Source organism: Psychrobacter sp. AOP22-C1-C5 (assembly GCF_052378885.1).
In the GTDB taxonomy this organism is placed as follows: Bacteria; Pseudomonadota; Gammaproteobacteria; order Pseudomonadales; family Moraxellaceae; genus Psychrobacter.
Window position 1 is genome coordinate 93,324 of record NZ_JBQSYC010000004.1, and the last position, 24,858, is coordinate 118,181.

A 24,858-nucleotide genomic window follows, 5' to 3' on the forward strand; every position below is an offset into this window, starting at 1 on the left:
CATATTAGCCAATCAGTCTTTTGCATATGTGGGCATTGTACATTAATTAGACCGGTCGTCTAGTAGTTTTTACAAAAATCTCTTATAACTGGGTTTGTCTTATTTCAATGCACATTTACGAATGATTAAATCACGCTTCTTGATAAATTTGTGATGAGGCATGATTTGTGATAAGGCATAAGCAGTATCAACGTCCCATTTGTGAGGTCGTCATTTGCCATACTTCTGCCAGTGGGGTATTGGTCTGGCTGGTTTTGGCGATTAAGCTGGCACCAAGCCAAGCAAAGTACCAACGTTTGGCCATACTCTCGGCCGCAACATTATCGAAGTGTGGTACAGAGTTATCTGCCCAGCCCGCTTTGATCTGTTCGGCAAGCCAAGTAATGATTTGTTGATAGCCCGCATTCAGTACTATGCGCATAGGCTCGGACATATCTGCCACCTCAGCGCTGAGCTTGACCACTAGGCACTTTCCATGGTCGCAGCCATTTTGCTGAGTGTCATACCAACTTTGAAAATAGTCGTAAAGGTTTTGTTGTGCGCTGTTGTTTCGATGCACAATAGCGTCTAGACGTATTTTATAGTTGATAAAATAGTTGCTGATGATAGCCTCACCAAAGGCTTCTTTTGAGGCAAAATAATGATAAAAAGAGCCTTTAGGGACGCCTGCTGTGTCCAGTATTTGTTTAATACCGACACCAGTGAATCCTTTTTTAGCGATAAGCTGATAGCCTGTCTCTAACAAATGCGTTTTGGTGTCTGGTGGAATCATATTTGAGTTAGCAGACATAGTAGTCATGTTCTCCTAAGATTGATTAAGTTGTATAAAAGGATAAAGTGCTGCGAGAATAAAGCGTTATCAGATGAAAGTCATTAACTGTTATTGTTTATAAATTTTCATTCAGTGTTATATGAGCATCTATGCGTTGATGTTACGTTTTCTCAACAATATAAAGTGACAAAACATTCTTGTTTTTATTGTCTCTATGGTAGCATTAGACCAGTCGTCTAGCAAGTTGGGTTTTAATTCATCTCAATAAGCGTAAATTGCTTTGCAAACATAACGATGAAGAACTTACTCAAAATTTAGCTCACACTTGTTAATCGTGTGATTTATTCATAACCAAAACTACAATCATAAAATAAATAGGAAAAACGATGTCAACTGATATTAATAATACTAAAGCCGATGCTTATAATGATTTTCACTTGCAATATATCGCTGGTGAATGGCAAAGCGGTCAAGATGATAGCGTCAACACTGACGTCAATCCCTATAATGGCGATACATTAGTCGAAATACAGCAAGCCACAAAAAAGCAGCTTGATGAAGCCTACCAAGCTGCTACTGAGGCACAAAAAGAATGGGCGAAAAAAACTCCAGCTGAGCGTGCTGCTGTCATGTATAAGGTTGTCAATGTCTTAGATCAGCGTCAAGATGAGATCGTCGATTGGCTTATTAAAGAGTCGGGCAGTACTCGCATCAAAGCAATGGTAGAATTCAGTGGTGCACGGTCAATTACGCTTGAGGCTGCTAGCTTCCCGAGCCGTGTGCACGGTGAAATCCGCGCTTCTAATACCCCAGGTAAAGAAAACTTTGTCTACCGTGAGCCAATCGGTGTGGTAGCAGTTATTAGCCCATGGAACTTCCCGCTACATCTTACGCAGCGCTCTATCGCACCCGCTTTGGCTCTTGGCAACGCGGTGGTATTGAAGCCTGCAAGTGATACGCCGATTACTGGCGGTTTGTTACTGGCAAAAATATTTGAAGAAGCAGGTTTGCCAAAAGGCTTGCTTAATGTGGTCGTTGGGGCGGGCAGTGAAATTGGTGATGCTGTCGTTACTCATGAAATCCCAAGCTTTGTGTCCTTTACGGGCTCTACCTCTGTCGGCAAGCACATTAGTGAATTGGCCAATGGCGGTGACTATATCAAACAAGTTGCGCTTGAGTTGGGTGGTAACAGTCCATTTGTCGTACTAAAAGACGCGGATATTGAGCAGGCAGTAAAAGCTGCTGCTTTTGGTAAGTTTCTCCATCAAGGTCAAATCTGTATCGCTATCAACCGTATTATCGTGGAAGATGGAATTTATGATGACTTTGTCGAGCGCTTCTTAGCTCACGTTAAAACCTTAAATGTAGGCGATCCTAGTAAAGCTGATACGGCAGTGGGTCCAATCATTAATGAAAAACAGGTCAAATCGCTCAAAGAGAAAATCGCTAAAGCCCAAGAAGAGGGCGCTAATATGATATTGAGTGGTGACATTGACGGTCAAGTTGTACCACCGCACATCTTTAGCGAAGTAACTCGCGACATGGACTTATCGCGCAATGAAGTGTTTGGGCCATTGGTCGGTATCATCCGAGCCAAAGATGAGGACGATGCGTTATCGATAGCCAATGACTCGATGTATGGTCTGTCTAGTGCAGTTTTTACGGCAGATATGCAGAAAGGCCTTCGCTTTGCTCGTGGCATCAGAGCTGGCATGACTCACATCAATGACATCTCAGTGAACGATGAAAGTAACGTGCCATTCGGTGGCGAAAAAAATTCAGGTATCGGTCGTTTCAATGGCGAATGGGTGCTAGAAGAATTTACCAGAACGCATTGGATATCAATGCAGCATACGCCGCGTGACTATCCTTTCTAAACGCTTTAAATAAGCGCTAAACGTTTTGAATAAAAAGACTGCTCTAGTGGCACTCTTTTTTGTGTGCGTATCAATAATTTCATTCAACATTATTTTTTCTAGAATGAAAACCCAGCAGGCCTTCAATTTCTTCGGTGGTCATTCGCCTTACGAGCGCTTGCTCTTCTACTGACAATCGATTGGTATGTTCTTTAATCATCCTATGAATGCTACGGGCAATTTCGGACGTTGTCGCATAATACATTTGCGGCTGCTCTTTTGTGAGAGTCATCAAAAACCGATTGATGATCTTGCGTTTTTCGTCTGATGCATTTTGTTCAGTCATATTGTTCTCCTAAGGATAAGTCATTTAAGCAGTCCGGCTTATGAGAGTCAATGCCTATGAATGGTTTTTAAGGTTGGAAGTATCGTTCAATAAGGATTATATTAAAGCCATCGTCGAATACCAAACCTGTCATTGACAGTGTATGATATTTTAAAGCATTGAAAACTGAGCATTGTGGTTCATTAAGAACATCTAAATACTGAGAGGTTTGGGATATGTCAAATCAGCCATCGACCAAGAATATTACGCTGGTTTTGTTTCATAACGACCTGCGGGTCGCAGACAATGCTACTTTATCAAAAGCGGCTGATCTGTCCATTAATGGGCGATTATTACTCATTTATGCGCCCTCATTGACTAATAATCTGGATGAAAAGGGCAGCCGTCAGCCTTATTACTATGACACGATGGGTCATGCTCGTCAGCGGTTTTTGTCTCAGAGTTTGGCAGCTTTAGATGCGTCACTTATGCAACTTGGGAATAGATTGCTGTATTTGCAAAACAACTTGGCGACATCAGACATGTTCACGCAGTTGAACGATCTTATTCAGCAGCAACACGTCACAGATATCTGTGTCAGCCAAACGGCAGATTACGACCAAAACCAAGTCTATAAGCGTTTGCAAGAGCAAAACCCACAGGTATGCTGGCATGTACAAGCCACCGCCACGTTGTTTGATAAGTTACCGCTAGATGATTTGCCCAAAAGCTTTACAGCCTTTCGCAAAAAAATCGAATCAAATTATGATTTATTGCAGGCAAAAGAAGATATTGTGATTTGTCCAACTCCCAAATCCCTGCCGCCAATGCCTGAAACTTTGCGAGACAGTCGCAAATATTTTTTTGTAACGCCAATGTTCGATGAGCCAACGTTTGATGAGCCATCACAGCAACTACCTGATTTTAAGGGTGGTGAGCCAAACGGTTTAGAGCATCTAGAAACCTATTTTGATTCCGATGCGCCGAGTACTTACAAAACCACGCGAAATGCGCTTGATGACTGGACGCATTCCACAAAACTCTCGGCTTGGCTAGCCAATGGTTCACTGTCTGTAAACATGGTATTGAATCGTCTGCGTCACTATGAGCGCAATATCATTGCAAATGACTCTACTTACTGGATATGGTTTGAGTTACTTTGGCGCGAGTATTTTTATTGGTATGCCGTTGTCCATCAGCAAAAGCTATTTTGGTTTAAAGGCATTGGTCAGCATATACCTGCAACCCAGCTAGATCAAAAGCTGCTAGAACAATGGCAAAATGGAACAACGCGATATCCTATCGTCAATGCCTGTATGAAGCAATTGAACACGACAGGATATATCTCGAACCGTGGCAGACAATTGGTTGCTAGCTGTCTTATTCACGAGCTGGGTCTTGACTGGCGTTACGGTGCGACTTACTTTGAGCAGCATCTTATCGATTATGATGTCGCCAGTAACTGGGGTAATTGGCAATACTTAGCAGGGGTTGGTGCTGATCCGAGAGGGTGCAGGCAGTTTAACCTCAACAAACAGACTGAGCAATACGATCCAAATGGCGAGTTTATCAGTAAATGGCAGGGCGAGGTAGGATAAGGTCATAAAGGGTTTTAGTCGTTGAGCGCTCAATCAAAAATCTAAAAATTAAAATGAATATTTAAAAATTCAGGTAATCATAAAAAGCCCTTGATTCCATCGTGCGTAAGCTGCCGTAAATACGATGTTTCTGCAAAATCATTGTATGTTTAATAACATTCATTTAAAATAAATTTTATTAATAGCTCGCTAAGAAGACCACTATGCATTCTATCAACTTACCCAGCAAACCCCCAATATCACCGCATCCTATTCTTAATTTAAGTTTTCGTATATTTTTTAGCGCCGCCGCGCTGTTTGCCATAGTAACGATGTTGCTTTGGGCGTTTGTATTTACTGGTCATACAGATATTAATGCACAGGTGCTAAATCCGCTCTATTGGCACGGTCATGAGATGGTTTATGGATATGCATTGGCGGTGATTGCAGGATTCTTACTGACAGCCGTAAAAACTTGGACAGGAGTAATGATGCCGTATGGCTATAAATTGCTGGGTATTTTTGGTTGTTGGTTGTTAGCACGATTGAGCTGGGTAGCTTTTGGGTTTGGTATGACTGTCGCGGGTAGTAGCCTGTCGTGGTTGTATATTGGAGCCGTTTTTGATTTGTTGTTTATTGGCTGGATGGCTTTTGTAATCTTTCGGGCGGTATTACAAGTTAAACAATACAAGCAGATGGGCATTTTGGCGAAGCTTTCGTTACTGACCTTGGGCAATGGCCTTTGTTATTGGGGCATTATTAATGCAGATATGAATATAACCAAAATTGGGATATATTTGGGCTTTTATTTGATCATTGGTTTGGTTCTGACCATTGGTCGGCGCGTGGTACCATTTTTTATTGAGCGTGGGCTGAGCGTTATAAATAGTAAAGGCAACAAAGAAGATATAATCCTGCGCAATAGTAAGACGCAAGATATCGCAAGCTTATTGTTCTTTTTGGCATTTTTTATCGTTGATCTATTTTATCCTAACAAATACTTGCTTACCATTACGGCGCTTGGGGTGGCAGTGGTCAACTTCATACGTCTAATAGGGTGGTATCATTGCGGTATTTGGCAAAAGCCATTGCTTTGGTCGCTATATATCGCGTTTTTGGGTATGTGTTTGAGCTTTGTGTTGTACGCATTGCAGCCGTGGTTGGGATACGCTCATAGTATTGCGATGCATGGGTTGGCGATTGCAGGTGTTGGTATGATGACGGTGGCGATGATGACTCGTGTGTCTCTTGGCCATACAGGGCGTAGTATTCATCAGCCCCCTAAGATGGTAAATGTGATGTATGGTTTGATGATACTGGCGTTTATTAGCCGTGTGCTGTTACCACTTGTTGATATGGAACATTACTTACTATGGATTATGGCGGCTCAAGGTGCATGGATTGCGTGCTTCGTGCTGTTTTGTATCAGCTATTTGCCAATGCTGGCACGTCCAAGGCCTGATGGTTTGTTTGGTTAATAATAATATTTACCGCCAGAGTGAGGTGAAAAATAGAGCAGTTACGATCTAGTCGATACTAAGGAGGGATTAATACAAATTTTTCTTGCTTGCTGTGCCTGCGCAGACAGAAGCTGCAAAAAATTTGTATCAGTCCTGCTGACTGTCTTTTATATTGACCGGACTATAAATTAAAATAAGTAGGAGTAGTGGTAAATGCGATTGACCAATTATAGTGATTATGCACTGCGCTCATTGATTTATTTAGCAGTAAAGCCTGAGCCACCAATATTGGCAAATATCAGTGATATTGCCCATAGCTATGGTATTTCTAAAAGCCATTTAACTAAGATTATTCATCAATTGGGTCAGCTCGGTTATATAGAGAGTGTGCGCGGTAAGAATGGCGGTATTCGGTTGGCTCGCGCACCTAAAGACATCAATTTGGGCGTATTGATCAAACAGATAGAGCCTGATTTTGATTTGGTAGAGTGTTTTGCGACACCAGTGAATATTAGTGATCGACATCCTCGCTCGACAGGTTTGCCCATTACTCTTATCAATGAAGAAGTGGATAAATCTATAGGCTGCGTTATTAGTCCCGTCTGCCAACTCAAAGGGGTATTTTTTGAGGCGTTAACGGCATTTATTAATGTTCTAGAGCGTTATACATTGGCGGATGTCATTACCAATGAGGATGAGCTGGCGACACTCCTATTTCGCCCATAGAGTACAGCTTGTTGATCATAAAAAAGGGCGACCATTTTGGCCGCCCTTTTTTGTATTTTTACAGGTTTAAGATAGGCCGATCATTAAGCACTTTCTAACTTTGGACGGGCTTTATCAATTGCCTTCAACAATGCTTTTTCGAACTCACCCTCTTTGAAGCTAACCAGATATGAGTGCGCCGCGCAGAAGTTACGAACGTCACGCCATTCGTGTGCCAGATTGGTTGCCCAATCGCAATACTGTTTGCCAGCATCAGGTTCGTCTGTTAGCGCTTTTTTGGTTGTTGGATGCAGTATCAGTTCTGGTAATACGGCTTCTAATAACTTCATCGGCGGACTCATAAAAGTATCATCCACATGCAAGCTTTTGCTAGCAGGATGATAGGCCAATAAGGAGCCGGCATGAATCATCTCATTTGGCGAGATATAGTAGATACCTTTTGACACGGAGAACTCAAGCTCAGGATAGTGCTGAGCCACTGCCTCACTTTCGACCAAATCATTGGCCCATTGTACTTTAGGCACTTTTTTATGATGGCGGCTACTGCCATAAAAGGTCGCTTGTGGAAAATCTTTCGCCATTTCCTCACAGTATATGGTATGGAAAGGGTGGACATTAAGCACCGCTTCGACTGCTTGCCCATTATTGGTCAGCGCCATCACTTCATCGCGAACATCGCCTGTTAGGGCATAACTGTCTAAAAATATAAAACGCCCTGAAGCTAGCTGGACGAGCGAGCATTGAGTGCCAATATTTATCACACCGCCAATGCGAAACGAGCCGCGTATATTCCAAAATCCTGCACCTAAATCATGTATTTTATCGGACATTAATATTTCTCCTTATGTAAATTTTAAAAGAATAAGTGATAGAAAGTAGCTTAGACTGTAAGTAGTTTTTTGAAATGAATGCTACTAAGCAGTAGTCTGATTTAGACCATTGTTGCAGCAGCTTATGACGACTGAAGCTCAGAACGAGCGACGTCAATGGCAGATAGTAGCGCTGTCTTAAATCTGCCTTCGCCAAACTCTACCAAACCAGAGTGCGCGCCGCAAAAATATCGAGTATCTGACCATTTGTGCGCCAGCTCTGTCGCCCAATCACAATACTGCTTGCCCGCGTTCGGCTCATTTTTGAGCGCTTGCTGGGTTGTCGGATGTAAACCCAAACTCGGTTGTACCGTATTGAATAGCTTAGAAGGGGGAATCTCAAAAGTATCGTCAACATAAATACTTTGGCTAGGGGCATGATAAACCAATAAAGAGCTGGCATGGACGGCGTCGTTGGGTGAAATGTAATAAATGCCTTTAGGGAGAGAGAAATCAAGTTCAGCATAGCGCTCTGTGACGGCATCGCTTTCGACCAAATCCTCTGACCAACTCACGCTTGGTATTTTTTCGCGATGGCGACTGCTGCCATAGAAGGTCGCTTGCGGAAAATCCTGTGCCATTTGCGCGCAATGAACAGTATGAAAAGGATGCACGTTTAATACCGCTTCTACATCGTGACCATCGTTGGTCAAATCCATGACTTGCTGACGAACGTCACCTGTCAAGGTATAACTGTCTAAGAAAATAAATCGCCCCGACGCCATTTTTATCAGGGCAGATTGCACTCCTATGTCAATGATGCCATTTTTAATAAATGAGCCTCGTATACTCCAAAACCCGTGGCCTAAATCGTAAATCTCATCGGTCATCAAAATCAATCCTTAATGCTGGTTTTCTCAAATTTTTTTGGTTATCAGTACTGTTTAGTCATACATAAGACCTTAAAGTATGGTTTTTTGAAACGGCTATGTCTGTAATAAAAAAGATAGAAGCAATATAGATGTGTAAAAATAAAATAGAGTTGTTGGGAAAATGTATTGATAAGCAATAAGCAAAACAGAACGAACCATACACTGAAACCTGAGTCTATTATTCGATATGATAGTGTAAAACAACTTTGATTTATTTTGAGAGACAGTCTATTCAATTAAAAAGGTAGTCTCTCATATGAGGGTAAGTTCAAATACCATCGTCTCATTTCTATCACCTATGCCTACTTAGTTTCGACTAAAAGGCACCAATACAGTCCATACTATTTTGAATAATCACATACATAACAGCGGTAAAGACACTATTCAAACCACTCCCAATATTCATGCGACAAAGACAGAAATGGCTGCCACATCTGCGCATCAGTCGCCATTTTATTCGCCTTCATGGGTGTTGAAACTGACGATCGGCCTGATTGGAATGTTTGCTTTTTTGCAGGTTTACTCTATTCAGGCAATTTTGCCCGTATTGATGATGGATTTGTCAGCAAGTGAGGTACAAGCAGGAATGGTGGTTGGGGCGACAGTGTTGGCGATTGCAATTATGTCCCCGTTTTTGGGTATGCTGTCGGATGCTGTCGGGCGCAAATCATTCATCGTTGGTGCTTTATTGTTCCTCGCCATACCTACTGCTTTGATTGCCCAAAGTCCAACGATTGGTTGGATGGGAATGTGGCGTTTTATGCAAGGCTTGTCTGTACCGGGCATCACGGTAGTGACGATTGCCTATATCGGTGAGGAGTTCGAAGGACGAGCGGTGACGGAGCTGATGTCGTTCTATGTGTCAGGTTCGGTGCTTGGCGGCTTTATGGGGCGATTCTTGCTTGGGCATTTGCATGAGCTCATTGGCTGGCGCTATGGCTACTATGTGATGGCCGCTATGACACTGATAGGTGCGTTGTGGGTCATTAAGATGCTGCCATCTTCGCGTCATTTTGTGGCCAACCCAAACGTTCGCTCAGCGATACAAACCCTAGGCGAGCATGTGACCAATCGCTATGTGGTGACTGCCTGCTTGCTTGGTGCCTGCGTTTTATTTTCGCTTGTCGGCTGTTTTACCTTTATCAATCTGCATCTTGCCAAAGCGCCCTATAATCTAAGTACAGGTGCGCTTGCCAATATCTTTGCGGTATATTTAATCGGGGTTGTCATTACGCCACTTTCGACCACCTTGCTTAGGCGGTTTGGTTCAGCGCGTACCGTTCGAGTCGCGGTTTGTGTATCGATTATTGGTGTGCTGTTGACATTGGTGACACCATTATGGGGCATCATAATAGGACTTGCTGTCATGTCCTCAGGCGTTTTTATCACTCAATCAGCAACCATTAGCTATATCGCTGTTAATGTCAAAAAAGGACGATCATTGGCATCGGGTTTGTATTATATGGGATATTACACGGGTGGCACTTTAGGGGCATGGCTAGGGGGTATGGTTTATGCGCGTGGACAGTGGCCACTCACAGTATGGTTGCTTTTATTCGTACAGATTTTGGCGCTGCTTGTTGCCAGTTTTGGTATGATTAAGACCAAATTACCCAAAGCTTAGTGCTTTTTTTTGAAAAAAAGCGATAGGCTTGATGGTACTTACTTGTCGCTTTACATAGTGTCGCTTTTTTCTTACTATCAGTAGAGAGTTTATTTATTTTCAACGATTTATTCTCAATTACAATCACTTATCGTCAATAAAAACCAAAACAGTTAATGACGTTAACTAAGCATTATTATTCTAATTTACCTACATAATTATTTGTGTTTATGACCAACAAGGAAGTCAAATCTATGTCAAATACTTACCAAAGTGCGCCATCCGCCTACGATTATCCATTATTGGTAAAACAATTACTGAGCCGATCTAAGACAGTATCGCAAGACCAAGAGATTATTTATGCCGATAAAGCACGTTTTACTTACAAAGATTTGTTTAATCGCATCAATCGCTTGGCCAATGTATTAGCTGGTTTGAATCTTGACGCTGGCGATATAGTCGCAGTGATGGATTGGGATAGTCATCGCTATCTCGAATCATACTTTGCCATACCGATGTCAGAGTATGTTTTACAGACAGTAAATATCCGTTTGTCACCAGAAAAAATCCTTTACACCATCAATCATGCCAAGCCTAAGGTGTTGCTGCTCAACTCTGAGTTTGCGCCATTGGTCAAAGATTATCAGTTTGAAAACTCTAGTATTGAGCATATTATTTGGCTAGATGACAATGGCGTGACGTTTGAAGGTATCTTCGGCGGTAATCAAAACCGTGTCATAGGTGAGTATGAAGCGTTGCTAGCAGCCGCTGATAGCGATTTTAATTTTCCAGATTTTGATGAAAATACCATTGCTACGACCTTTTATACCTCAGGCACTACTGGCGATCCCAAAGGTGTGTTTTTTAGTCATCGCCAGCTGGTATTGCACAGCTTAGCAGAGGCGGCCACTCTTGGTATGTTGCCCAATAAACAAGGCATCAGTTATGGTGATGTTTATATGCCAATGACGCCGATGTTCCACGTCCATGCTTGGGGTTTCCCGTTTACGGCTACGATGATTGGTTTAAAACAAGTCTATCCGGGACGCTACGAGCCAGCCGCTTTGATGGATTTGATTATCAATGAAAAAGTGAGTGTTACTCACTGTGTGCCGACCATTTTGCAAATGGTACTCAAAGAAGCACAAGATCGTGATGCCAGCTTTAATGGTCTCAAAATGATAATTGGTGGTTCAAGATTGACCGAAGGTTTGGCCAGAACGGCAATGGCGCAAGGTATCGAGGTTTATACAGGCTACGGTATGTCGGAGACGGCGCCACTTATCAGTTTGACAGAATTTAGCTTAAATGAGCCTGAGATGACAGAAGATGAAGATATCGCCCGTCGCTGTATGGCAGGTAAGCCAGTCCTCATGGTTGACGCTCAAGTGTGGGGTGAGGATAACCAGTCTGTGGGTCTAGGCAAAGACAATACTGGCGAGCTGGTATTACGCGCCCCTTGGCTCACTCAAAGCTATTTGAAGAATACTGATGCAGGCAAGGAGCTGTGGGAAAATGGTTACATGCATACTCAGGACATTGCGTACATACGTCCTGACGGTTATATCAGAATCACGGATCGTTTAAAAGATGTGATCAAATCAGGTGGCGAATGGATTTCATCATTGGAAATTGAGACAATTTTATCTCTACATCCAGCCGTGGCAGATGTGTCGGTGATTGGTGTTCGTGATAAGCAGTGGGGCGAGCGTCCATTGGCACTAATCGTCCTCAAGCCTGCCTATCAAGAGACCAGCGCTGATGACATTAAAGCGATTGCCGAAAAAGCAGTGGAGCGCGGTATTATTCCTAAATATGGTGTACCAAGTCAGTTTAAGTTTGTGGATGAGTTGCCAAAAACTTCTGTGGGTAAACATGACAAAAAGGTCATGCGTGAGATGTATGCTGAGCAGACCGAAGTGTAATCCTCATCAACTTATCAACTTATCAACCGATAAGACGCTGGAATCGAGCAAAATACTGAATGCATGATGCGCTTAGCAGTTGACCTTTGTTGTTGGCTCTGTTACATTTTAAACCGATACGTAATGTATCGGTTTTTTAGTTCTGGCAAAGGATAGCCAGCGTTGTACTATAGTCAATACGACATAAAATCGCCTCACCATCGTTTATGCTAAGGACAGCCATTATGAGCGAACAAATCACCAATCTAACCAGCAGTCAAAATTCTACGCAAGTCTCTCATACTGACCAAACTTTTGATGATATCTATCAAGCTTCCATCAGTGATCGTGAGCAGTTTTGGGCGGAGCAAGCAAAACGTATCTATTGGCACAAAGCACCTGAGCAAACCCTTGATGACAGTAATTTGCCTTTTGCCCGATGGTTTGTCGGCGGCGAGACCAATCTTTGTTATAACTGTGTGGATCGTCATCTAGAGGAACGCGCAGAGCAGGACGCCTTCATTTGGCTCTCATCCGAAATCAATCAAGAGTTGATCGAAACCTTTCCAGGCATTACGGACGCTTTCAAAGATTTGGGTAATAGCGTTGAGTTTTATACGGACTATACCAAGCGCCGCTTGACCTACAATGACTTATATAAAGAAGTAAATTATTTTGCCGACGTGCTGCAACGTCATGGCATTGTGGAAGGCGATCGCGTCATTATTTATATGCCGATGATTTTGGAGGCCGCCTATGCCATGCTCGCCTGTGCGCGTATTGGTGCGGTACATTCGGTTGTGTTTGGCGGGTTTGCTGCTCACAATTTGGCCATTCGTATGGATGATGCCGAAGCAAAAATGGTCATCACGGTGGATGCAGGTTTGCGTGGCGGTAAAGTTATTAATTATAAAAGTTTGGTCAATCAAGGGGTTGAGCAAGCAAATATAAAACCTGAGCATGTGCTCATTGTGGATCGCGGTATATTGCCCTTTAAGCCACAAGATATTGATGTAGATTATGCCACCGAACGTCGCTTTAGCTGTGAATCGAACGCTGTGGTAGAACCAGTTTGGCTTGAGTCAAACGCACCCTCGTATTTGCTCTATACTTCTGGTACGACGGGTACGCCAAAAGGGGTGCAACGTGATACGGGCGGTCATGCGGTCGCGCTCACCACTTCGATGGACTATATTTATGATGGTAAAGCGGGTGAGACTTTTTGGGCAATATCAGATATCGGTTGGGCAGTGGGGCATTCTTATACTATCTATGCACCATTGCTCTCTGGCATGACCAGTGTCATGTATGAAGGGTTGCCACACCGTCCAAATCCGGGTATTTGGTGGCGCATTGTCGAGGCCAATAAGGTTAATATTCTCTTTACCGCACCCACCGGTGTACGCATGCTCAAAAAGCAAGATGAGACGTGGATGACCCGCTACGATGTATCAAGCGTCAAATCGTTCTTTTTGGCAGGCGAACCGCTTGATGAATCAACGGCCAATTGGCTTACCAAGCATTTGGGTGTTCCTATTTTAGATCATTACTGGCAAACAGAGTCGGGCTGGCCAATCTTAAGTAATACGCCCAAATTCAACCATAAACCGCACAAACAGGGCTCACCCGGTTATCCAATGTATGGCTATGATGCGCAGGTTATCAATGAAGAGACAGGTAAACCTTGTGCAGCTGGTGAAAAAGGTCTACTAGCGATTAAAGCGCCTTTGCCACCAGGTTGTCTTACTACGGTATGGCGTAACGATGAGCGCTTTATCAGTAGCTATTTTGGTCTATTTGATGGTCAGCAGTACTCCACGTCAGACTACGCGGTGACTGATGAAGAGGGTTACTTCTATATTTTGGGACGCACTGATGATGTCATCAACGTAGCCGGTCATCGAATAGGCACGCAAGAGATTGAGGAGGCCATTAGCAGCCATCCAGAAATGGCAGAGTGTGCGGTTGTGGGCATTCAAGACGAATTAAAAGGCGAGTTGCCAATTGCCTTTTGTGTGTTAAAAGATCATACACAAGTAGCCACTACTGAAAATCGCTTCCGTATTGAGCAACAAGTGATTGGCGCTGTGATTAAGTCATTGGGCGGTATTGCACGACCAGCGGCCATTTATTTCCCGCAATCGTTACCAAAAACCCGCTCTGGTAAAATTTTGCGCCGCGCCATTCGTGCTTTGGCAGAAAATAAAGCCACAGGAGATATGTCAACACTCGACAATCCAGCAGCGATTGATGCGATTAAACAATCGATGAATGACTATTAAAGTGTAGTCTATTTAAATCTAACGTTGATTAAGCCGTTTTCATACAAAACGACAAGCTCATGAAAAATCATGGGCTTTTTATTTTTTTTTCACTTCGCTACAGTTTATCTGGCTATCCAACACTTAAATAAAAATTCTATAAAGCACTTGACCCTAAAATTGATTTATTGTTATAGTCAATAACGATACAAATTAAATCATTTTAAAATTAAGCTTTGTTGATAAAAATTTATAGCTATTAATTCACTTCCCGAATATAAAGACACCGTTAGATGGTCGTCACGCAAACAAGATAAGGATATCTTATGCATCATGTTCAACAACTCATCAATGGCCAATTTACTCAGTCAAATACTGACGAGTGGATTGATCTTACCGATCCTGCAACGCAAGAAGTCATTGCCAAAGTCCCGCAAACCACTGATGACGAAATCAACCAAGCAGTCGCTGCCGCCAAAGCCGCATTTCAAACATGGCGCAAAACACCTATTACTACGCGTGCCCGTATTTTTTTAACCTATCAGGCGCTTATTCGTGAGCACATGGACGAGCTGGCAGAGATTTTAACCGCAGAGCAAGGCAAAACTATTGCTGATGCGCGCGGCGATGTATTCCGTGGTTTAGAAGTGGTTGAGCACGCCGCAGGCATTGCTAATTTGCAAATTGGTGATTTCGTTGAAAACGTCGCATCCGGCGTGGACACTTACAGTATTTGGCAGCCACTTGGCGTTTGTGCGGGTATCACACCATTTAATTTCCCAGCCATGATTCCGCTATGGATGTTCCCAATGGCGATTGCCACAGGCAATACCTTTATCTTAAAACCATCCGAACAAGATCCCATGGTTACCATGCGTTTGGTTGAGCTTGCTATTGAAGCGGGCGTTCCTGAAGGCGTGCTTAATGTGGTTCATGGTGGCAAAGCGACAGTCGATGCCATTTGCGATCATCCCGATATCAAAGCCGTCTCTTTTGTCGGCTCTACCAGTGTCGGTAAACACGTCTATGAACGCGCCAGCAAATCAGGTAAGCGTGCGCAGTGCATGATGGGTGCCAAAAACCATGGTGTGATCCTACCTGATGCGAATAAAGAGCAAACTCTTAATCAATTAGCAGGTGCTGCATTTGGTGCTGCTGGTCAACGCTGTATGGCGCTGTCAGTCGTGGTGTTAGTAGGTGCGGCGGGTGAATGGATTGATGATATTAAAGCCAAAGCGGAAGGCCTAATCGTGTCAGCTGGCAAGAACGACAAAGACTTAGGCCCACTGATTTCTCCTGCGGCAAAAGCTCGTGTCGAGCACTTGATTGGTACAGGGGTAGAAGAAGGGGCGAGCTTAATACTGGATGGACGCGGTATCACAGTTGAAGGGTTTGAAAAAGGTAATTTCGTCGGCCCCACTATTTTTGATAACGTCACCAGTGACATGCAAATTTATCAGCAAGAAATCTTTGGTCCAGTGCTTTGTATCATGCGTGCTAACAGCTTGGATGAAGCAATAGAGCTATTGAATGCCAATCCTCACGGTAATGGTACTGCAATTTTTACCCAGTCAGGGGCGGCCGCGCACAAATTCCAACAAGATATCCAAGTCGGTCAAATTGGCATCAATCTACCGATTCCTGTGCCATTACCAATGTTCTCTTTCTCAGGCTCACGCGCCAGTAAGCTTGGTGATCTCGGTCCTTATGGTAAGCAAGCCGTACAGTTTTATACGCAAACGAAGACTGTGACTGCGCGCTGGTTTGATGATGAAGCAAGCCGAGGCGTTAATACCACCATTTCGATTTAATCTTGGAGCCGTTATATGGTCAGGTCAATATAAAAGAGATTCAGAGAGACTGGGATAAATTTTTTGTAGCGTCTGGCATCAACTGCACAGCCAGCAAGAAAAATTTAAGCCAGTCTTGTATGATAATGTCGTGTAGCCATTTTATTTGGTATCAACTATATTTGTGATATGGCGTTAGTTCTGTTGACGCCAACCTTTCAGATAATGATAGGGAAAAAACGACTCATCAAAGTTTATTGACCACATTTTTTATGCACGTACAAGGATGACCTCATGGATTTTTCATTGACTGATGACCAGATTGCCTTTCGCCAGACTGCCAAACAGTTTGCACAAAAAGAGCTTAAACCGAACGCTGCTGAATGGGATCGTACGTCGCATTTTCCAATTGATGTGATTAAAAAATCTGGCGAGCTTGGTTTTTTAGGGCTGTATACCAATCCAGAATATGATGGCTTGGGACTGCCACGCTTGGACTCCGCTATGGTCTTTGAGGAATTGGCATGGGGCGATACGTCCGTGGCGGCCTATATGAGCATTCATAATATGGCAAGCTGGATGATTGGTGAATACGGCAGTGACGCCTTATGCAAAAAATACCTGCCAAACATGGTCAGCGGTGAATGGCTTGGTAGCTACTGTTTGACTGAACCGAATGCAGGTTCTGATGCGGCTTCATTGCGTACCAAAGCGGACAAGCAAGGCGATTATTATGTACTTAATGGAGAGAAAACGTTTATATCAGGTGCCGGGTCAACCGATGTGTTAGTGGTAATGGCAAGGACGGGCGGTGCAGGGCCAAAAGGTATATCTGCATTTGTTGTTGATGCTGATAGTGACGGTATCGAGTATGGTAAAAACGAGCATAAGATGGGCTGGAAGGCGCAGCCAACTCGAACCATTAGTTTTAAAGATGTCAAAGTACCGATAGAAAATCTCATAGGTGAGGAAGGTCAAGGCTTTCGTATCGCGATGAAAGGTTTGGATGGCGGTCGTATCAATATTGGGATCTGTGCAGTCGGTACAGCGCAATCGGCGCTAGAGACGGCAACCAACTACGTCCAAGAACGCAGCCAGTTTGGCAGCCCAATTGCCAGCTTGCAATCTGTGCAATTTAAACTCGCTGATATGCTTACTCAAACGATTGCTGCGCGGCAAATGCTTTATCTGGCCGCTGATAAAGTCGATAATAATGACTCACAAGCTTCTACTTACTGCGCGATGGCAAAACGTTTATCAACCGATCTTTGCTTTGATGTTGCGAATGAAGCCTTACAATTGCATGGGGGCTATGGATATCTAAATGAATACCCGCTTGAGCGCCATGTACGAGATTTGCGCGTGCATCAGATTTTAGAAGGCACTAATGAGATCATGCGAGTAATTGTCTCACGTCAGCTGCTACAAGATGAGGCTCTGAGTCAACTACGCTAGTACACTACACTTTACTAATATAGCCAATTCAAAATAAGAGTGGTACATACGGTGATTGTGTTTCACTGGGATAAGTTTTCCTCGCTGGCTGTTCGCAAGCGTGACAGATGCTTCGTAAAATTTATCCCAGTATAACCGTACTCTCTATAGTAAATAAAACCATATCAAAACAAGGATGTTCTATGACGGATTATACCAACCTCAAACTGTCGATTGATGGTCATACCGCCATTGTGACACTGAACAATCCGCCCGCGCATACATGGACAATGGACAGTCTAAAAGCACTCAAACAACTCGTCACTGACCTAAATGCAAAAGACGATGTTTACGCTTTAATCATTCATGGTGATGGCGAAAAGTTCTTCTCAGCAGGTGCGGATCTCAATAATTTTGCAGAAGGCGATAAAGGTCAGGCTGTCAGTATGGCAATCGCCTTTGGCGAAGCTTTTGAAGCATTGTCCGTATATCGCGGTGTTAGTATTGCGGTTGTCAATGGCTATGCGATGGGTGGTGGGCTTGAATATGCGCTGGCCTGTGATATTCGTATTGCAGAAGCGCACGCACAAATGGCTTTGCCAGAGACGGGCGTGGGTTTATTACCTTGTGCGGGCGGCACACAAAATCTGCCTTGGCTCGTTGGTGAAGGTTGGGCAAAGCGCATGATATTATGCGGTGAGCGTGTCGATGCAGAGACGGCACTCCGCATAGGTCTGGTTGAAGAAGTTACTGCCAAAGGTGAAGGTCTCGCCGCTGCCCACGCTCTAGCAAAAAAAGCCGCCAACCAGTCACCCGTTGCCGTCACTTATTCTAAAGCACTTATCCAAGCTGCTAGAAATAAGCCACCTGCGCAAAACCTGATTCATGAGCGTGAAGCCTTTGTTAAATTATTTGATACGGCAGATCAGCGTGAAGGCGTCCAAGCATTTTTAGAGAAGCGTAAGCCTAATTGGCAGAATAAGTAAATGGCATCAGACTGAATCACTATATATTCTCTTTTAATTTTCGTAGGTGCTTTTTATGATAAAAACAGATATGACAGCGACGGAAGATATTAATAATCAAAAAACTATAGAGACAGAGTCGCCTGTATTGTTCGATACTGAGCCGACAGAGTGCGGCCATCTAATCGGGATAATGACGTTAAACACGCCTAAATCCCTGAATGCCTTGAGCGTTGAGATGTGTCAATTGTTATCAGCGCAGCTAGAGCAGTGGCAACAAGATAATCAGATAGTGGCATTGGTCTTAAAAGGTGCAGGCGATAAGGCATTTTGTGCTGGTGGCGATATTCGTAAATTGTATGACAGCATGTCGACAACTGCGCCATTACCCAATCCATATGCGACAGAGTTTTTCAGCCATGAGTATCGTCTCTATCGACAAATGCATTTTTATCCCAAACCATTAATATTGTGGGGCGATGGCATCATCATGGGTGGCGGTATGGGACTCATGGCAGGGTGCAGTCATCGTTTGGTCACTGAGCGCACAAGGTTTGCCATGCCTGAGGTGACCATTGGATTGTTCCCTGATGCTTCTGGTAGCTGGTTTTTGCAACGAATGCCAGCCAAGACAGGCTTATTTTTGGGGCTGACTGGTGCGATGTGCAATGGTAATGACGCGCTATTCGCCAATCTTGCGGAGTATGCGGTTGCCAGTAGTGATTATGACGCCATTATACAGCGTTTGAAACAGAGCAATTGGCAAGAGGCGGTTAACTCTGGCAGGACAGATAAGTTTTATAGTAAGAGCGCTCACAGTATAGTCAGTCGCGCACTTGCCGCGCAACCCGTGGCCGAGTTACCTGCTAGCAAATTAGCCACCTATTGGCTCTCTATTCAGCAGTTAATGAATAGTGGTGACTTAGGTGACATTGACACCATACTACAAAGTGATGAGGCCCTTGCACAGTTGGATGCAGATTTTGCTGCAGACGGTTGGACACAGCGAGCTGTAGCCACCTATCGGCATGGTTGTCCAGTCACCGCAGCGTTGACTTATGCGCTTTATCATAAAGTCACTGATCTATCGCTTGAGCAAGTTCTGTATTTGGAAACCAATGTGGCAGTGAATTGTGCCGCCAACCCTGACTTCAAAGAAGGAGTGCGTGCGCTATTGATTGATAAAGATCGTAGTCCGCAGTGGTCGAGTTCATTAGCGGATTGCTTAAGTACAGAAGGGCAGGCGTATATCCAACAGCATTTTACGAACCCTTATCCTAAAAGTGAACACCCATTGGACGATTGGTTGAATGATGACGCCTTGGGCAATCAGCTGGTACGTTAAAGATTTGATTTGCTAATCCAAATAAATATTAAACGAAACTTAGAAATAATGACAGGCTATATGTAGCAATGTCTACATGCATCATCAAGGAGTGATGAGATGGGTACAAAGAATACAAATACGATGGAGCAAAATGCTGATAAACCCAATATTGCCTTTATTGGTCTTGGTAATATGGGCGCACCAATGGCAGAAAACTTATTAAAGGCAGGGTATGCGTTGTCAGTCTACGACTTGTCTGAAGCAGCGACCCATCGCTTGCAGCAAGCAGGAGCACGCGTTGCCAATAGTCCTAAAGACGCAGCAAGCAACGCTCAAGTGGTGATCAGCATGTTACCCGCTGGCAAGCACGTTCACTCTGTTTATTTAGGTGAGAGTGGCACCAACGGCTTACTTGCAGAATTACCCAAAGGTACATTGGTCATTGACAGCAGTACGATCGCAGCAGCAGATGCAGTGACCGTAGCAAAGGCTGCGAGTGAGCTTGGTATAGACTTTTTAGACGCGCCAGTATCTGGTGGGACAGGCGGTGCAATTGCTGGCAGTTTGACTTTCATTGTTGGTGGTAGCGACAAGGCTTTTGCGAGAGCTGAACCAATACTAAGCGTGATGGGCAAAAATATCTTCCATGCAGGCGATCATGGCGCAGGGCAAGTCGCAAAAATTTGTAATAACATGCTGCTCGGTATTCTCATGGCGGGGACAGCGGAAGCGATCAATTTGGGTGTCAAAAATGGCTTAAACCCTAAAGTATTATCAGATATCATGCTACAAAGCTCAGGACGTAACTGGACGTTAGAAGTCTACAATCCTTATCCACAAGTCATGGAAAACGTCCCTTCTAGTAATGGTTATAAAGGCGGATTTATGAGTAAGCTGATGCAAAAAGATCTAAATCTTGCCATGCAAACTGCTCAGGATACCAATGTTGAAACACCAATGGGTGCCAAAGCAGCAGAGCTTTATGAGGCTCATTCAGTAGAAAACGGCGATAAGGATTTTTCGAGTATTTTGGGTCGTCACGATAGCTCAGTGCTGTTCTAACTTTTACTTTGCCCATCTCAGTTAAGCATTATTAATGTGACTGTGTGCGTGCGACCACTTATTATTGAAATAAGGTTAATCAAAAGCAAATATAAAAAGGTCTGTGCCGTTATGATGGTACAGACCTTTTTTTATGTTTGTTGGTTAGCGTTTCTAGCTTTGCAAATCATATACAAGTGTTTGAATATCCTGCGCCGCTTCCTGCAGACGCGGTACATGAATCAGTAACTCATCCAGCGATACTCGTATGGTTGGCGCATGAATATACAGTGAAGCCAAATATCGTGATTTCTTATCTAATATAGGGACGGCTACGGCCACCATTTCAGAGATGAACTCTTCATTGTCTATACCAATGCCAGTGTCAGCGATGCGATCAAGCTCAGCATTCAACGCGTCAATATCAGTAATGGTGTTTTTAGTGAATTTGTCCAGTGGCAAACCTTGCAGTATCTTGTGGCGACTTGTAGCAGACAATTGACTTAGATATAGCTTACCCGTCGCGGTACACCACATTGGTGATTTGGCGCCTACTGGTAGATAAATCTGTAAGGGCAACGTCGTTTGGGCACGGTTGGTATAAATCATATTCATATGATAGGGAATACCAATCCCGCAAGTCTCTTTAAGCTCATCAACCAACTTTTGCAAAATCATTTGTCGTTCATTAAAAAATAACCGCTGCTGCCAAAGCTCAACACTCAAGTTGCGTACCCGCTTCCCCGGAATGATACCGCCACCAATATCAACGGTTAAAAAACCATCATCAACCAAGCTCTGAATCAATCTATGAATGGTAGGCTTAGGAATATCCAATTCTTGAGACAGCTCAAGTGGTGACAGTGGCTTAGAAGCGTAGGATACGGCCTCTATGATCTCTAGTACACGGGTTATCGACGATACTTTAGGCATATAAGTGGCTCAGTAGTAGTAAAAAGAATAAGACATAAAACGCTACAACGTTTTCACAAAATAAATCAATGACGACAAATCTAATGTTGTTCTATTTATCGCTATTACTATCTAATTCAAGATGATACAAAGATGAAGCAACAGTTAAGTCCATTATATAGAAACATTTGTCTTACATGTCTATGTGTCTGGAATTTTATAAAAAGGCAATAATGGATACGTTAACTCACAAAATACAACAAACTGTAGTATTATGCCGTACAACTGTCATTGAGTTAACCGATAGAGTAGGTCATTATAATGACATATTTTGTAATACCATCACATGAACATTAAGCACTTGATATTCATGTTTTGGCAGTTTAGTTACTTTGAGAGTATTGTGTAACAGAAAATCAAAGTTTTGCGGGTTGGTGTAGTAATTATTACAATATCTATGCAATCTTTACATAATGGCAAATAAAAAGCGCGTCTATAGGGGTGACTTTTCGAGCCAAAATTGTTTTAATCTGCTCAACAAAATGATTGATTTAAAAACAGCTGAATTGTCATTTTTTTGGGCGAGTTATTCCACACTTTAGGAGAGTATTTATGAAACTTATTAAATTAACAGCGATTTCTGCTGCCGTTTTAGCCTCAACTGCTGCACTAGCTGCTGAACCTGTTATCGTTGTTGATGGTAACGATGCCGTTGTTTATGAAGCTGAGCCAGTTGCTGTTGCTTATGAAGCACAACCTGCTTCTTATGCTTATAACCCTGACGCTGGTGTAGTAAGCAATACTACTGGTGCTGTACTTGGTGGTACTAAAACTTTCTTCCAAACAGCTCTTAACCCAGCGGCAGTTAGCGCTGAAGTTGGTACACTAGGTTATGGTGCTAACCTTGGTTGGGCACTGAACGAGAAAACTGAATTGCAAGCTGGTTGGGCAGGTGGCGATGTTGCTGACCTATTCGGCGGTGACTTTGATGCAAACGATGTAAACTATGAAGTTGACTCTGACTTCAGCAACCCATACCTAGGCGTTCAACTACGTCCTGCTGGTAACTGGTTCACAATGGGTGCTGGTGTTATCGTACCTGACAACAGTATCGATGTAACTGCTAACCCAGAAGGCGGCGTATATAAAATTAACGGCGCAGAGTATGATGCTGATTCTGTAGGTGCTTTGCAAGGTAGTGTTGATCATCGCAACAAACTAGCTCCTTATGGTACTATCGGTTTCCGTCCTAACATCAACAATAACTGGGGTGTGTTCGGTGAAGTTGGTGCAGCTTACATGGGTAAAACTAGCGCTAATGTAAATGCAAGTAACAATACTGGCCCAGTATTTATCAGAGATGGTAACGGCAACAATGTCGTTGTTCCAGGTGAAACTGCTCAAGGCGTTGCTGATCTTGCAGCACAAGAACTTGAAAACAAAGATTACTTAGAGTGGTTCCCAATTGTTAAAGTTGGTGCAACTTACCGCTTCTAATCTAATCGCAGTTTGAATACTGTCATTAGAAAAGTGTAAAGATAAAAAAACGATCCTTTTTAGGGTCGTTTTTTTTGTCTGTGATAAATCTACTATTTGTAATGGAGACTCATATGTTCATATACGGTTTAAAAAACAACTACCGTTTGTTGAATGGGTAATATAGCAATATGATAGTGCGATTGGTTGTCAGCTATGACGATCACATTAGACTGTTGTTTTACGCTATTAATCAAATTAGCAACGAGATAAGCATAGTCTTTACCCAAACCTTGAGCCAGTGTGTATTGATGAATTTTGATAAAACTTTCTTTTATTTGCCACAATAACTTAGCAATGTTATGACGCTGGATAGCTGGCAATGATTGTATGGTCGCAATTTCATTGTCTGAATAATAACGCTGTACCACTCGCCATGCAATGTTACTATTTTCGATATCAATGCCCGTAGGACGATGGCGACTGATAGTGACTGCTACGTTGCTTTTTAACTGTCTATTAACGGTCTGATCTGAGCTTTTGCTAATATTGTTACTAACGCCTGTATGGCTGAAGCACACGTAATATCTACTGCCCACAAGACGATAGGGAAAGTTAGATTCATCTAGCGTGTCTTTAATCTCTAGTTTTTTAAGTAGTCTTTGTAATAATAATCGCACGCCTCTACGTTGTAATTGACGTTGACGTTGAGCTATTTTTCGAGCTGAGAAGGGGACGGACGAGCCATAATATTGCCAATCCAAATCTTTAAATGCATAAAGCTTCATGAATGGTGTATAAGTAATCAGTAGCCATGATGTTTTTTCTTTTAGCGCTTCAAAGTTCGAGCACAGCGCTTCGCCTACTTGTGCAGTAGCACACCACGTTGTAGAGCCGAGCTGGGTATAATGCAGATGAGTGAGGCTGAATGTTGGCATCATAAAATTTATCGGTTGTTACTGACTTGTTTATATTAGCTTAATAAAACGTAAAAAGCCCAGCGATACTCTATCGTTGGGCTTTTATATATAAAGCGAAGAATGCTTTATGGTCTAGCGCTAGCTTTATATATCTTAGTAAGACAACTCAGCACGGCGGTTTTGCGCATAGGCTTCTTCAGTAGTACCAGTAGCAGCAGGACGCTCTTCACCATAGCTGATGACACGGACGTTGTTTACAGCAACGCCTTGAGCAGCCAAATAGTTACGAGCTGCTTGGGCACGGCGCTCACCCAATGCGATATTGTATTCACGGCTACCGCGCTCATCAGTGTGACCAGCGATAACCACGCCAGCGTTTGGATTTGAACTTAATAGACTTGCATGTTGATTTAGGACATTGGCAGCTTGAGTCGTGATTTCGCTGCTATCAAAAGCAAAATAAACCACTGCTTGCAAATTTTCAGCGCCAGTGATAACGGCACTTGAGTTATCAACGATAACAGCACCAGTGTATCCTGCTTGACCACCTGGAATACCTAATGGAGCAACCACAACTTCAGAAGTAGAGCGCTTGGTAGCACAACCTGTGGTCAGTGCCACAGCGCTAGATAATATAGCAAGAACCGCGATCTTAGAAAAATTGGTCGACATAATGAGCTCCTAAAATTTTAATTAAATTTGTTTTTTTAAACTGCTTACGATAAAACTTAGGCAATTGCTATCTATAATATACTAAATGTTACTTTA

At 43.2% G+C, this 24,858-nt stretch carries 19 protein-coding genes and 1 pseudogene; 13 read left to right on the forward strand and 7 right to left on the reverse strand.

What is annotated here, in order from left to right:
- Positions 1 to 187 precede the first annotated feature (187 nt).
- Positions 188 to 790 (reverse strand): TetR/AcrR family transcriptional regulator, encoded by a 603-nt coding sequence (locus tag ACT3TH_RS07300; RefSeq protein ID WP_444755191.1) that lies wholly within the window; start codon positions 788 to 790, stop codon positions 188 to 190.
- A 368-nt stretch (positions 791 to 1,158) separates the two neighbouring features.
- Here ACT3TH_RS07300 and ACT3TH_RS07305 point away from each other — a divergent pair, with 368 nt between their 5' ends.
- A complete protein-coding gene (locus tag ACT3TH_RS07305; protein ID WP_444755192.1) occupies positions 1,159 to 2,649 on the forward strand; it encodes an aldehyde dehydrogenase family protein in 1,491 nt (496 codons plus the stop codon).
- A gap of 79 nt (positions 2,650 to 2,728) precedes the next feature.
- Here ACT3TH_RS07305 and ACT3TH_RS07310 read toward each other — a convergent pair whose 3' ends face one another.
- The gene (locus ACT3TH_RS07310) at positions 2,729 to 2,974 is read right to left on the reverse strand and encodes a hypothetical protein (RefSeq protein WP_444755193.1); all 246 of its coding nucleotides are present in this window, start codon (positions 2,972 to 2,974) and stop codon (positions 2,729 to 2,731) included.
- Between the two features lie 215 nt (positions 2,975 to 3,189).
- Between ACT3TH_RS07310 and ACT3TH_RS07315 the strand changes: the two genes are divergently transcribed.
- From ACT3TH_RS07315 to ACT3TH_RS07325, 3 genes are all read left to right on the forward strand, one after another.
- Positions 3,190 to 4,551: a DASH family cryptochrome gene (locus ACT3TH_RS07315; protein WP_444755194.1), complete on the forward strand. Its 1,362-nt coding sequence runs from the start codon at positions 3,190 to 3,192 to the stop codon at positions 4,549 to 4,551.
- 203 nt (positions 4,552 to 4,754) lie between these two features.
- A complete protein-coding gene (locus tag ACT3TH_RS07320; RefSeq protein WP_444755195.1) occupies positions 4,755 to 6,008 on the forward strand; it encodes an NnrS family protein in 1,254 nt (417 codons plus the stop codon).
- A gap of 195 nt (positions 6,009 to 6,203) precedes the next feature.
- Positions 6,204 to 6,716 carry an Rrf2 family transcriptional regulator gene (locus ACT3TH_RS07325; RefSeq protein ID WP_444755196.1) on the forward strand — a complete coding sequence of 171 codons (513 nt, stop codon included), beginning with the start codon at positions 6,204 to 6,206 and terminating at the stop codon, positions 6,714 to 6,716.
- 83 nt (positions 6,717 to 6,799) lie between these two features.
- Here ACT3TH_RS07325 and ACT3TH_RS07330 read toward each other — a convergent pair whose 3' ends face one another.
- Positions 6,800 to 7,546 (reverse strand): hypothetical protein, encoded by a 747-nt coding sequence (locus ACT3TH_RS07330; protein ID WP_444755197.1) that lies wholly within the window; start codon positions 7,544 to 7,546, stop codon positions 6,800 to 6,802.
- A gap of 122 nt (positions 7,547 to 7,668) precedes the next feature.
- Positions 7,669 to 8,415 (reverse strand): hypothetical protein, encoded by a 747-nt coding sequence (locus ACT3TH_RS07335; RefSeq protein ID WP_444755198.1) that lies wholly within the window; start codon positions 8,413 to 8,415, stop codon positions 7,669 to 7,671.
- A gap of 463 nt (positions 8,416 to 8,878) precedes the next feature.
- On the opposite strand from ACT3TH_RS07335, the gene ACT3TH_RS07340 reads away from it, so the two are divergent.
- The 8 genes and pseudogenes from ACT3TH_RS07340 to mmsB form a co-directional block, all read left to right on the forward strand.
- Positions 8,879 to 10,081, forward strand: a complete 1,203-nt coding sequence (locus tag ACT3TH_RS07340; RefSeq protein WP_444755199.1) for an MFS transporter — start codon at positions 8,879 to 8,881, stop codon at positions 10,079 to 10,081.
- 233 nt (positions 10,082 to 10,314) lie between these two features.
- Positions 10,315 to 11,985: a fatty acid--CoA ligase gene (locus ACT3TH_RS07345; RefSeq protein WP_444755200.1), complete on the forward strand. Its 1,671-nt coding sequence runs from the start codon at positions 10,315 to 10,317 to the stop codon at positions 11,983 to 11,985.
- 224 nt (positions 11,986 to 12,209) lie between these two features.
- Complete coding sequence (locus ACT3TH_RS07350) at positions 12,210 to 14,246, forward strand: propionate--CoA ligase (RefSeq protein ID WP_444755201.1); 2,037 nt, start codon at positions 12,210 to 12,212, stop codon at positions 14,244 to 14,246.
- Between the two features lie 305 nt (positions 14,247 to 14,551).
- Positions 14,552 to 16,036 carry a CoA-acylating methylmalonate-semialdehyde dehydrogenase gene (locus ACT3TH_RS07355; protein WP_444755202.1) on the forward strand — a complete coding sequence of 495 codons (1,485 nt, stop codon included), beginning with the start codon at positions 14,552 to 14,554 and terminating at the stop codon, positions 16,034 to 16,036.
- Between the two features lie 273 nt (positions 16,037 to 16,309).
- Positions 16,310 to 17,470: an acyl-CoA dehydrogenase family protein gene (locus tag ACT3TH_RS07360; protein ID WP_444755203.1), complete on the forward strand. Its 1,161-nt coding sequence runs from the start codon at positions 16,310 to 16,312 to the stop codon at positions 17,468 to 17,470.
- A 182-nt stretch (positions 17,471 to 17,652) separates the two neighbouring features.
- Entirely contained in the window at positions 17,653 to 18,435 is a 783-nt protein-coding gene (locus tag ACT3TH_RS07365) for an enoyl-CoA hydratase (RefSeq protein WP_444755204.1), read from the forward strand.
- 55 nt (positions 18,436 to 18,490) lie between these two features.
- Positions 18,491 to 19,759: an enoyl-CoA hydratase/isomerase family protein gene (locus ACT3TH_RS07370; protein WP_444755205.1), complete on the forward strand. Its 1,269-nt coding sequence runs from the start codon at positions 18,491 to 18,493 to the stop codon at positions 19,757 to 19,759.
- 90 nt (positions 19,760 to 19,849) lie between these two features.
- Positions 19,850 to 20,803 (forward strand): annotated as a pseudogene (gene mmsB / locus ACT3TH_RS07375) (3-hydroxyisobutyrate dehydrogenase); the annotation flags it as partial.
- Between the two features lie 153 nt (positions 20,804 to 20,956).
- On the opposite strand, the gene ACT3TH_RS07380 reads toward mmsB, so the two are convergent.
- Positions 20,957 to 21,715: an IclR family transcriptional regulator gene (locus ACT3TH_RS07380; protein ID WP_444755206.1), complete on the reverse strand. Its 759-nt coding sequence runs from the start codon at positions 21,713 to 21,715 to the stop codon at positions 20,957 to 20,959.
- A gap of 591 nt (positions 21,716 to 22,306) precedes the next feature.
- On the opposite strand from ACT3TH_RS07380, the gene ACT3TH_RS07385 reads away from it, so the two are divergent.
- The gene (locus tag ACT3TH_RS07385) at positions 22,307 to 23,191 is read left to right on the forward strand and encodes a hypothetical protein (protein ID WP_444755207.1); all 885 of its coding nucleotides are present in this window, start codon (positions 22,307 to 22,309) and stop codon (positions 23,189 to 23,191) included.
- A gap of 128 nt (positions 23,192 to 23,319) precedes the next feature.
- On the opposite strand, the gene ACT3TH_RS07390 is transcribed toward ACT3TH_RS07385, so the two are convergent.
- Both ACT3TH_RS07390 and pal read right to left on the reverse strand, forming a co-directional pair.
- A complete protein-coding gene (locus ACT3TH_RS07390; RefSeq protein WP_444755208.1) occupies positions 23,320 to 24,111 on the reverse strand; it encodes a 4'-phosphopantetheinyl transferase family protein in 792 nt (263 codons plus the stop codon).
- A 132-nt stretch (positions 24,112 to 24,243) separates the two neighbouring features.
- Positions 24,244 to 24,762 carry a peptidoglycan-associated lipoprotein Pal gene (gene pal / locus ACT3TH_RS07395; RefSeq protein ID WP_444755209.1) on the reverse strand — a complete coding sequence of 173 codons (519 nt, stop codon included), beginning with the start codon at positions 24,760 to 24,762 and terminating at the stop codon, positions 24,244 to 24,246.
- Positions 24,763 to 24,858: the final 96 nt, after the last annotated feature.

What these genes read in the sequence shown, in the direction of transcription:
- ACT3TH_RS07300 (WP_444755191.1), bottom strand. Translation starts at nt 790, where the DNA reads ATGTCTGCTAACTCAAATATGATTCCACCAGACACCAAAACGCATTTG.
- ACT3TH_RS07350 (WP_444755201.1), top strand. Translation starts at nt 12,210, where the DNA reads ATGAGCGAACAAATCACCAATCTAACCAGCAGTCAAAATTCTACGCAA.
- ACT3TH_RS07315 (WP_444755194.1), top strand. Translation starts at nt 3,190, where the DNA reads ATGTCAAATCAGCCATCGACCAAGAATATTACGCTGGTTTTGTTTCAT.
- ACT3TH_RS07310 (WP_444755193.1), bottom strand. Translation starts at nt 2,974, where the DNA reads ATGACTGAACAAAATGCATCAGACGAAAAACGCAAGATCATCAATCGG.
- ACT3TH_RS07305 (WP_444755192.1), top strand. Translation starts at nt 1,159, where the DNA reads ATGTCAACTGATATTAATAATACTAAAGCCGATGCTTATAATGATTTT.
- ACT3TH_RS07380 (WP_444755206.1), bottom strand. Translation starts at nt 21,715, where the DNA reads ATGCCTAAAGTATCGTCGATAACCCGTGTACTAGAGATCATAGAGGCC.
- ACT3TH_RS07370 (WP_444755205.1), top strand. Translation starts at nt 18,491, where the DNA reads ATGATAAAAACAGATATGACAGCGACGGAAGATATTAATAATCAAAAA.
- pal (WP_444755209.1), bottom strand. Translation starts at nt 24,762, where the DNA reads ATGTCGACCAATTTTTCTAAGATCGCGGTTCTTGCTATATTATCTAGC.
- ACT3TH_RS07365 (WP_444755204.1), top strand. Translation starts at nt 17,653, where the DNA reads ATGACGGATTATACCAACCTCAAACTGTCGATTGATGGTCATACCGCC.
- ACT3TH_RS07335 (WP_444755198.1), bottom strand. Translation starts at nt 8,415, where the DNA reads ATGACCGATGAGATTTACGATTTAGGCCACGGGTTTTGGAGTATACGA.
- ACT3TH_RS07340 (WP_444755199.1), top strand. Translation starts at nt 8,879, where the DNA reads ATGGCTGCCACATCTGCGCATCAGTCGCCATTTTATTCGCCTTCATGG.
- ACT3TH_RS07325 (WP_444755196.1), top strand. Translation starts at nt 6,204, where the DNA reads ATGCGATTGACCAATTATAGTGATTATGCACTGCGCTCATTGATTTAT.
- ACT3TH_RS07360 (WP_444755203.1), top strand. Translation starts at nt 16,310, where the DNA reads ATGGATTTTTCATTGACTGATGACCAGATTGCCTTTCGCCAGACTGCC.
- ACT3TH_RS07390 (WP_444755208.1), bottom strand. Translation starts at nt 24,111, where the DNA reads ATGATGCCAACATTCAGCCTCACTCATCTGCATTATACCCAGCTCGGC.
- ACT3TH_RS07345 (WP_444755200.1), top strand. Translation starts at nt 10,315, where the DNA reads ATGTCAAATACTTACCAAAGTGCGCCATCCGCCTACGATTATCCATTA.
- ACT3TH_RS07385 (WP_444755207.1), top strand. Translation starts at nt 22,307, where the DNA reads ATGAAACTTATTAAATTAACAGCGATTTCTGCTGCCGTTTTAGCCTCA.
- ACT3TH_RS07355 (WP_444755202.1), top strand. Translation starts at nt 14,552, where the DNA reads ATGCATCATGTTCAACAACTCATCAATGGCCAATTTACTCAGTCAAAT.
- ACT3TH_RS07330 (WP_444755197.1), bottom strand. Translation starts at nt 7,546, where the DNA reads ATGTCCGATAAAATACATGATTTAGGTGCAGGATTTTGGAATATACGC.
- ACT3TH_RS07320 (WP_444755195.1), top strand. Translation starts at nt 4,755, where the DNA reads ATGCATTCTATCAACTTACCCAGCAAACCCCCAATATCACCGCATCCT.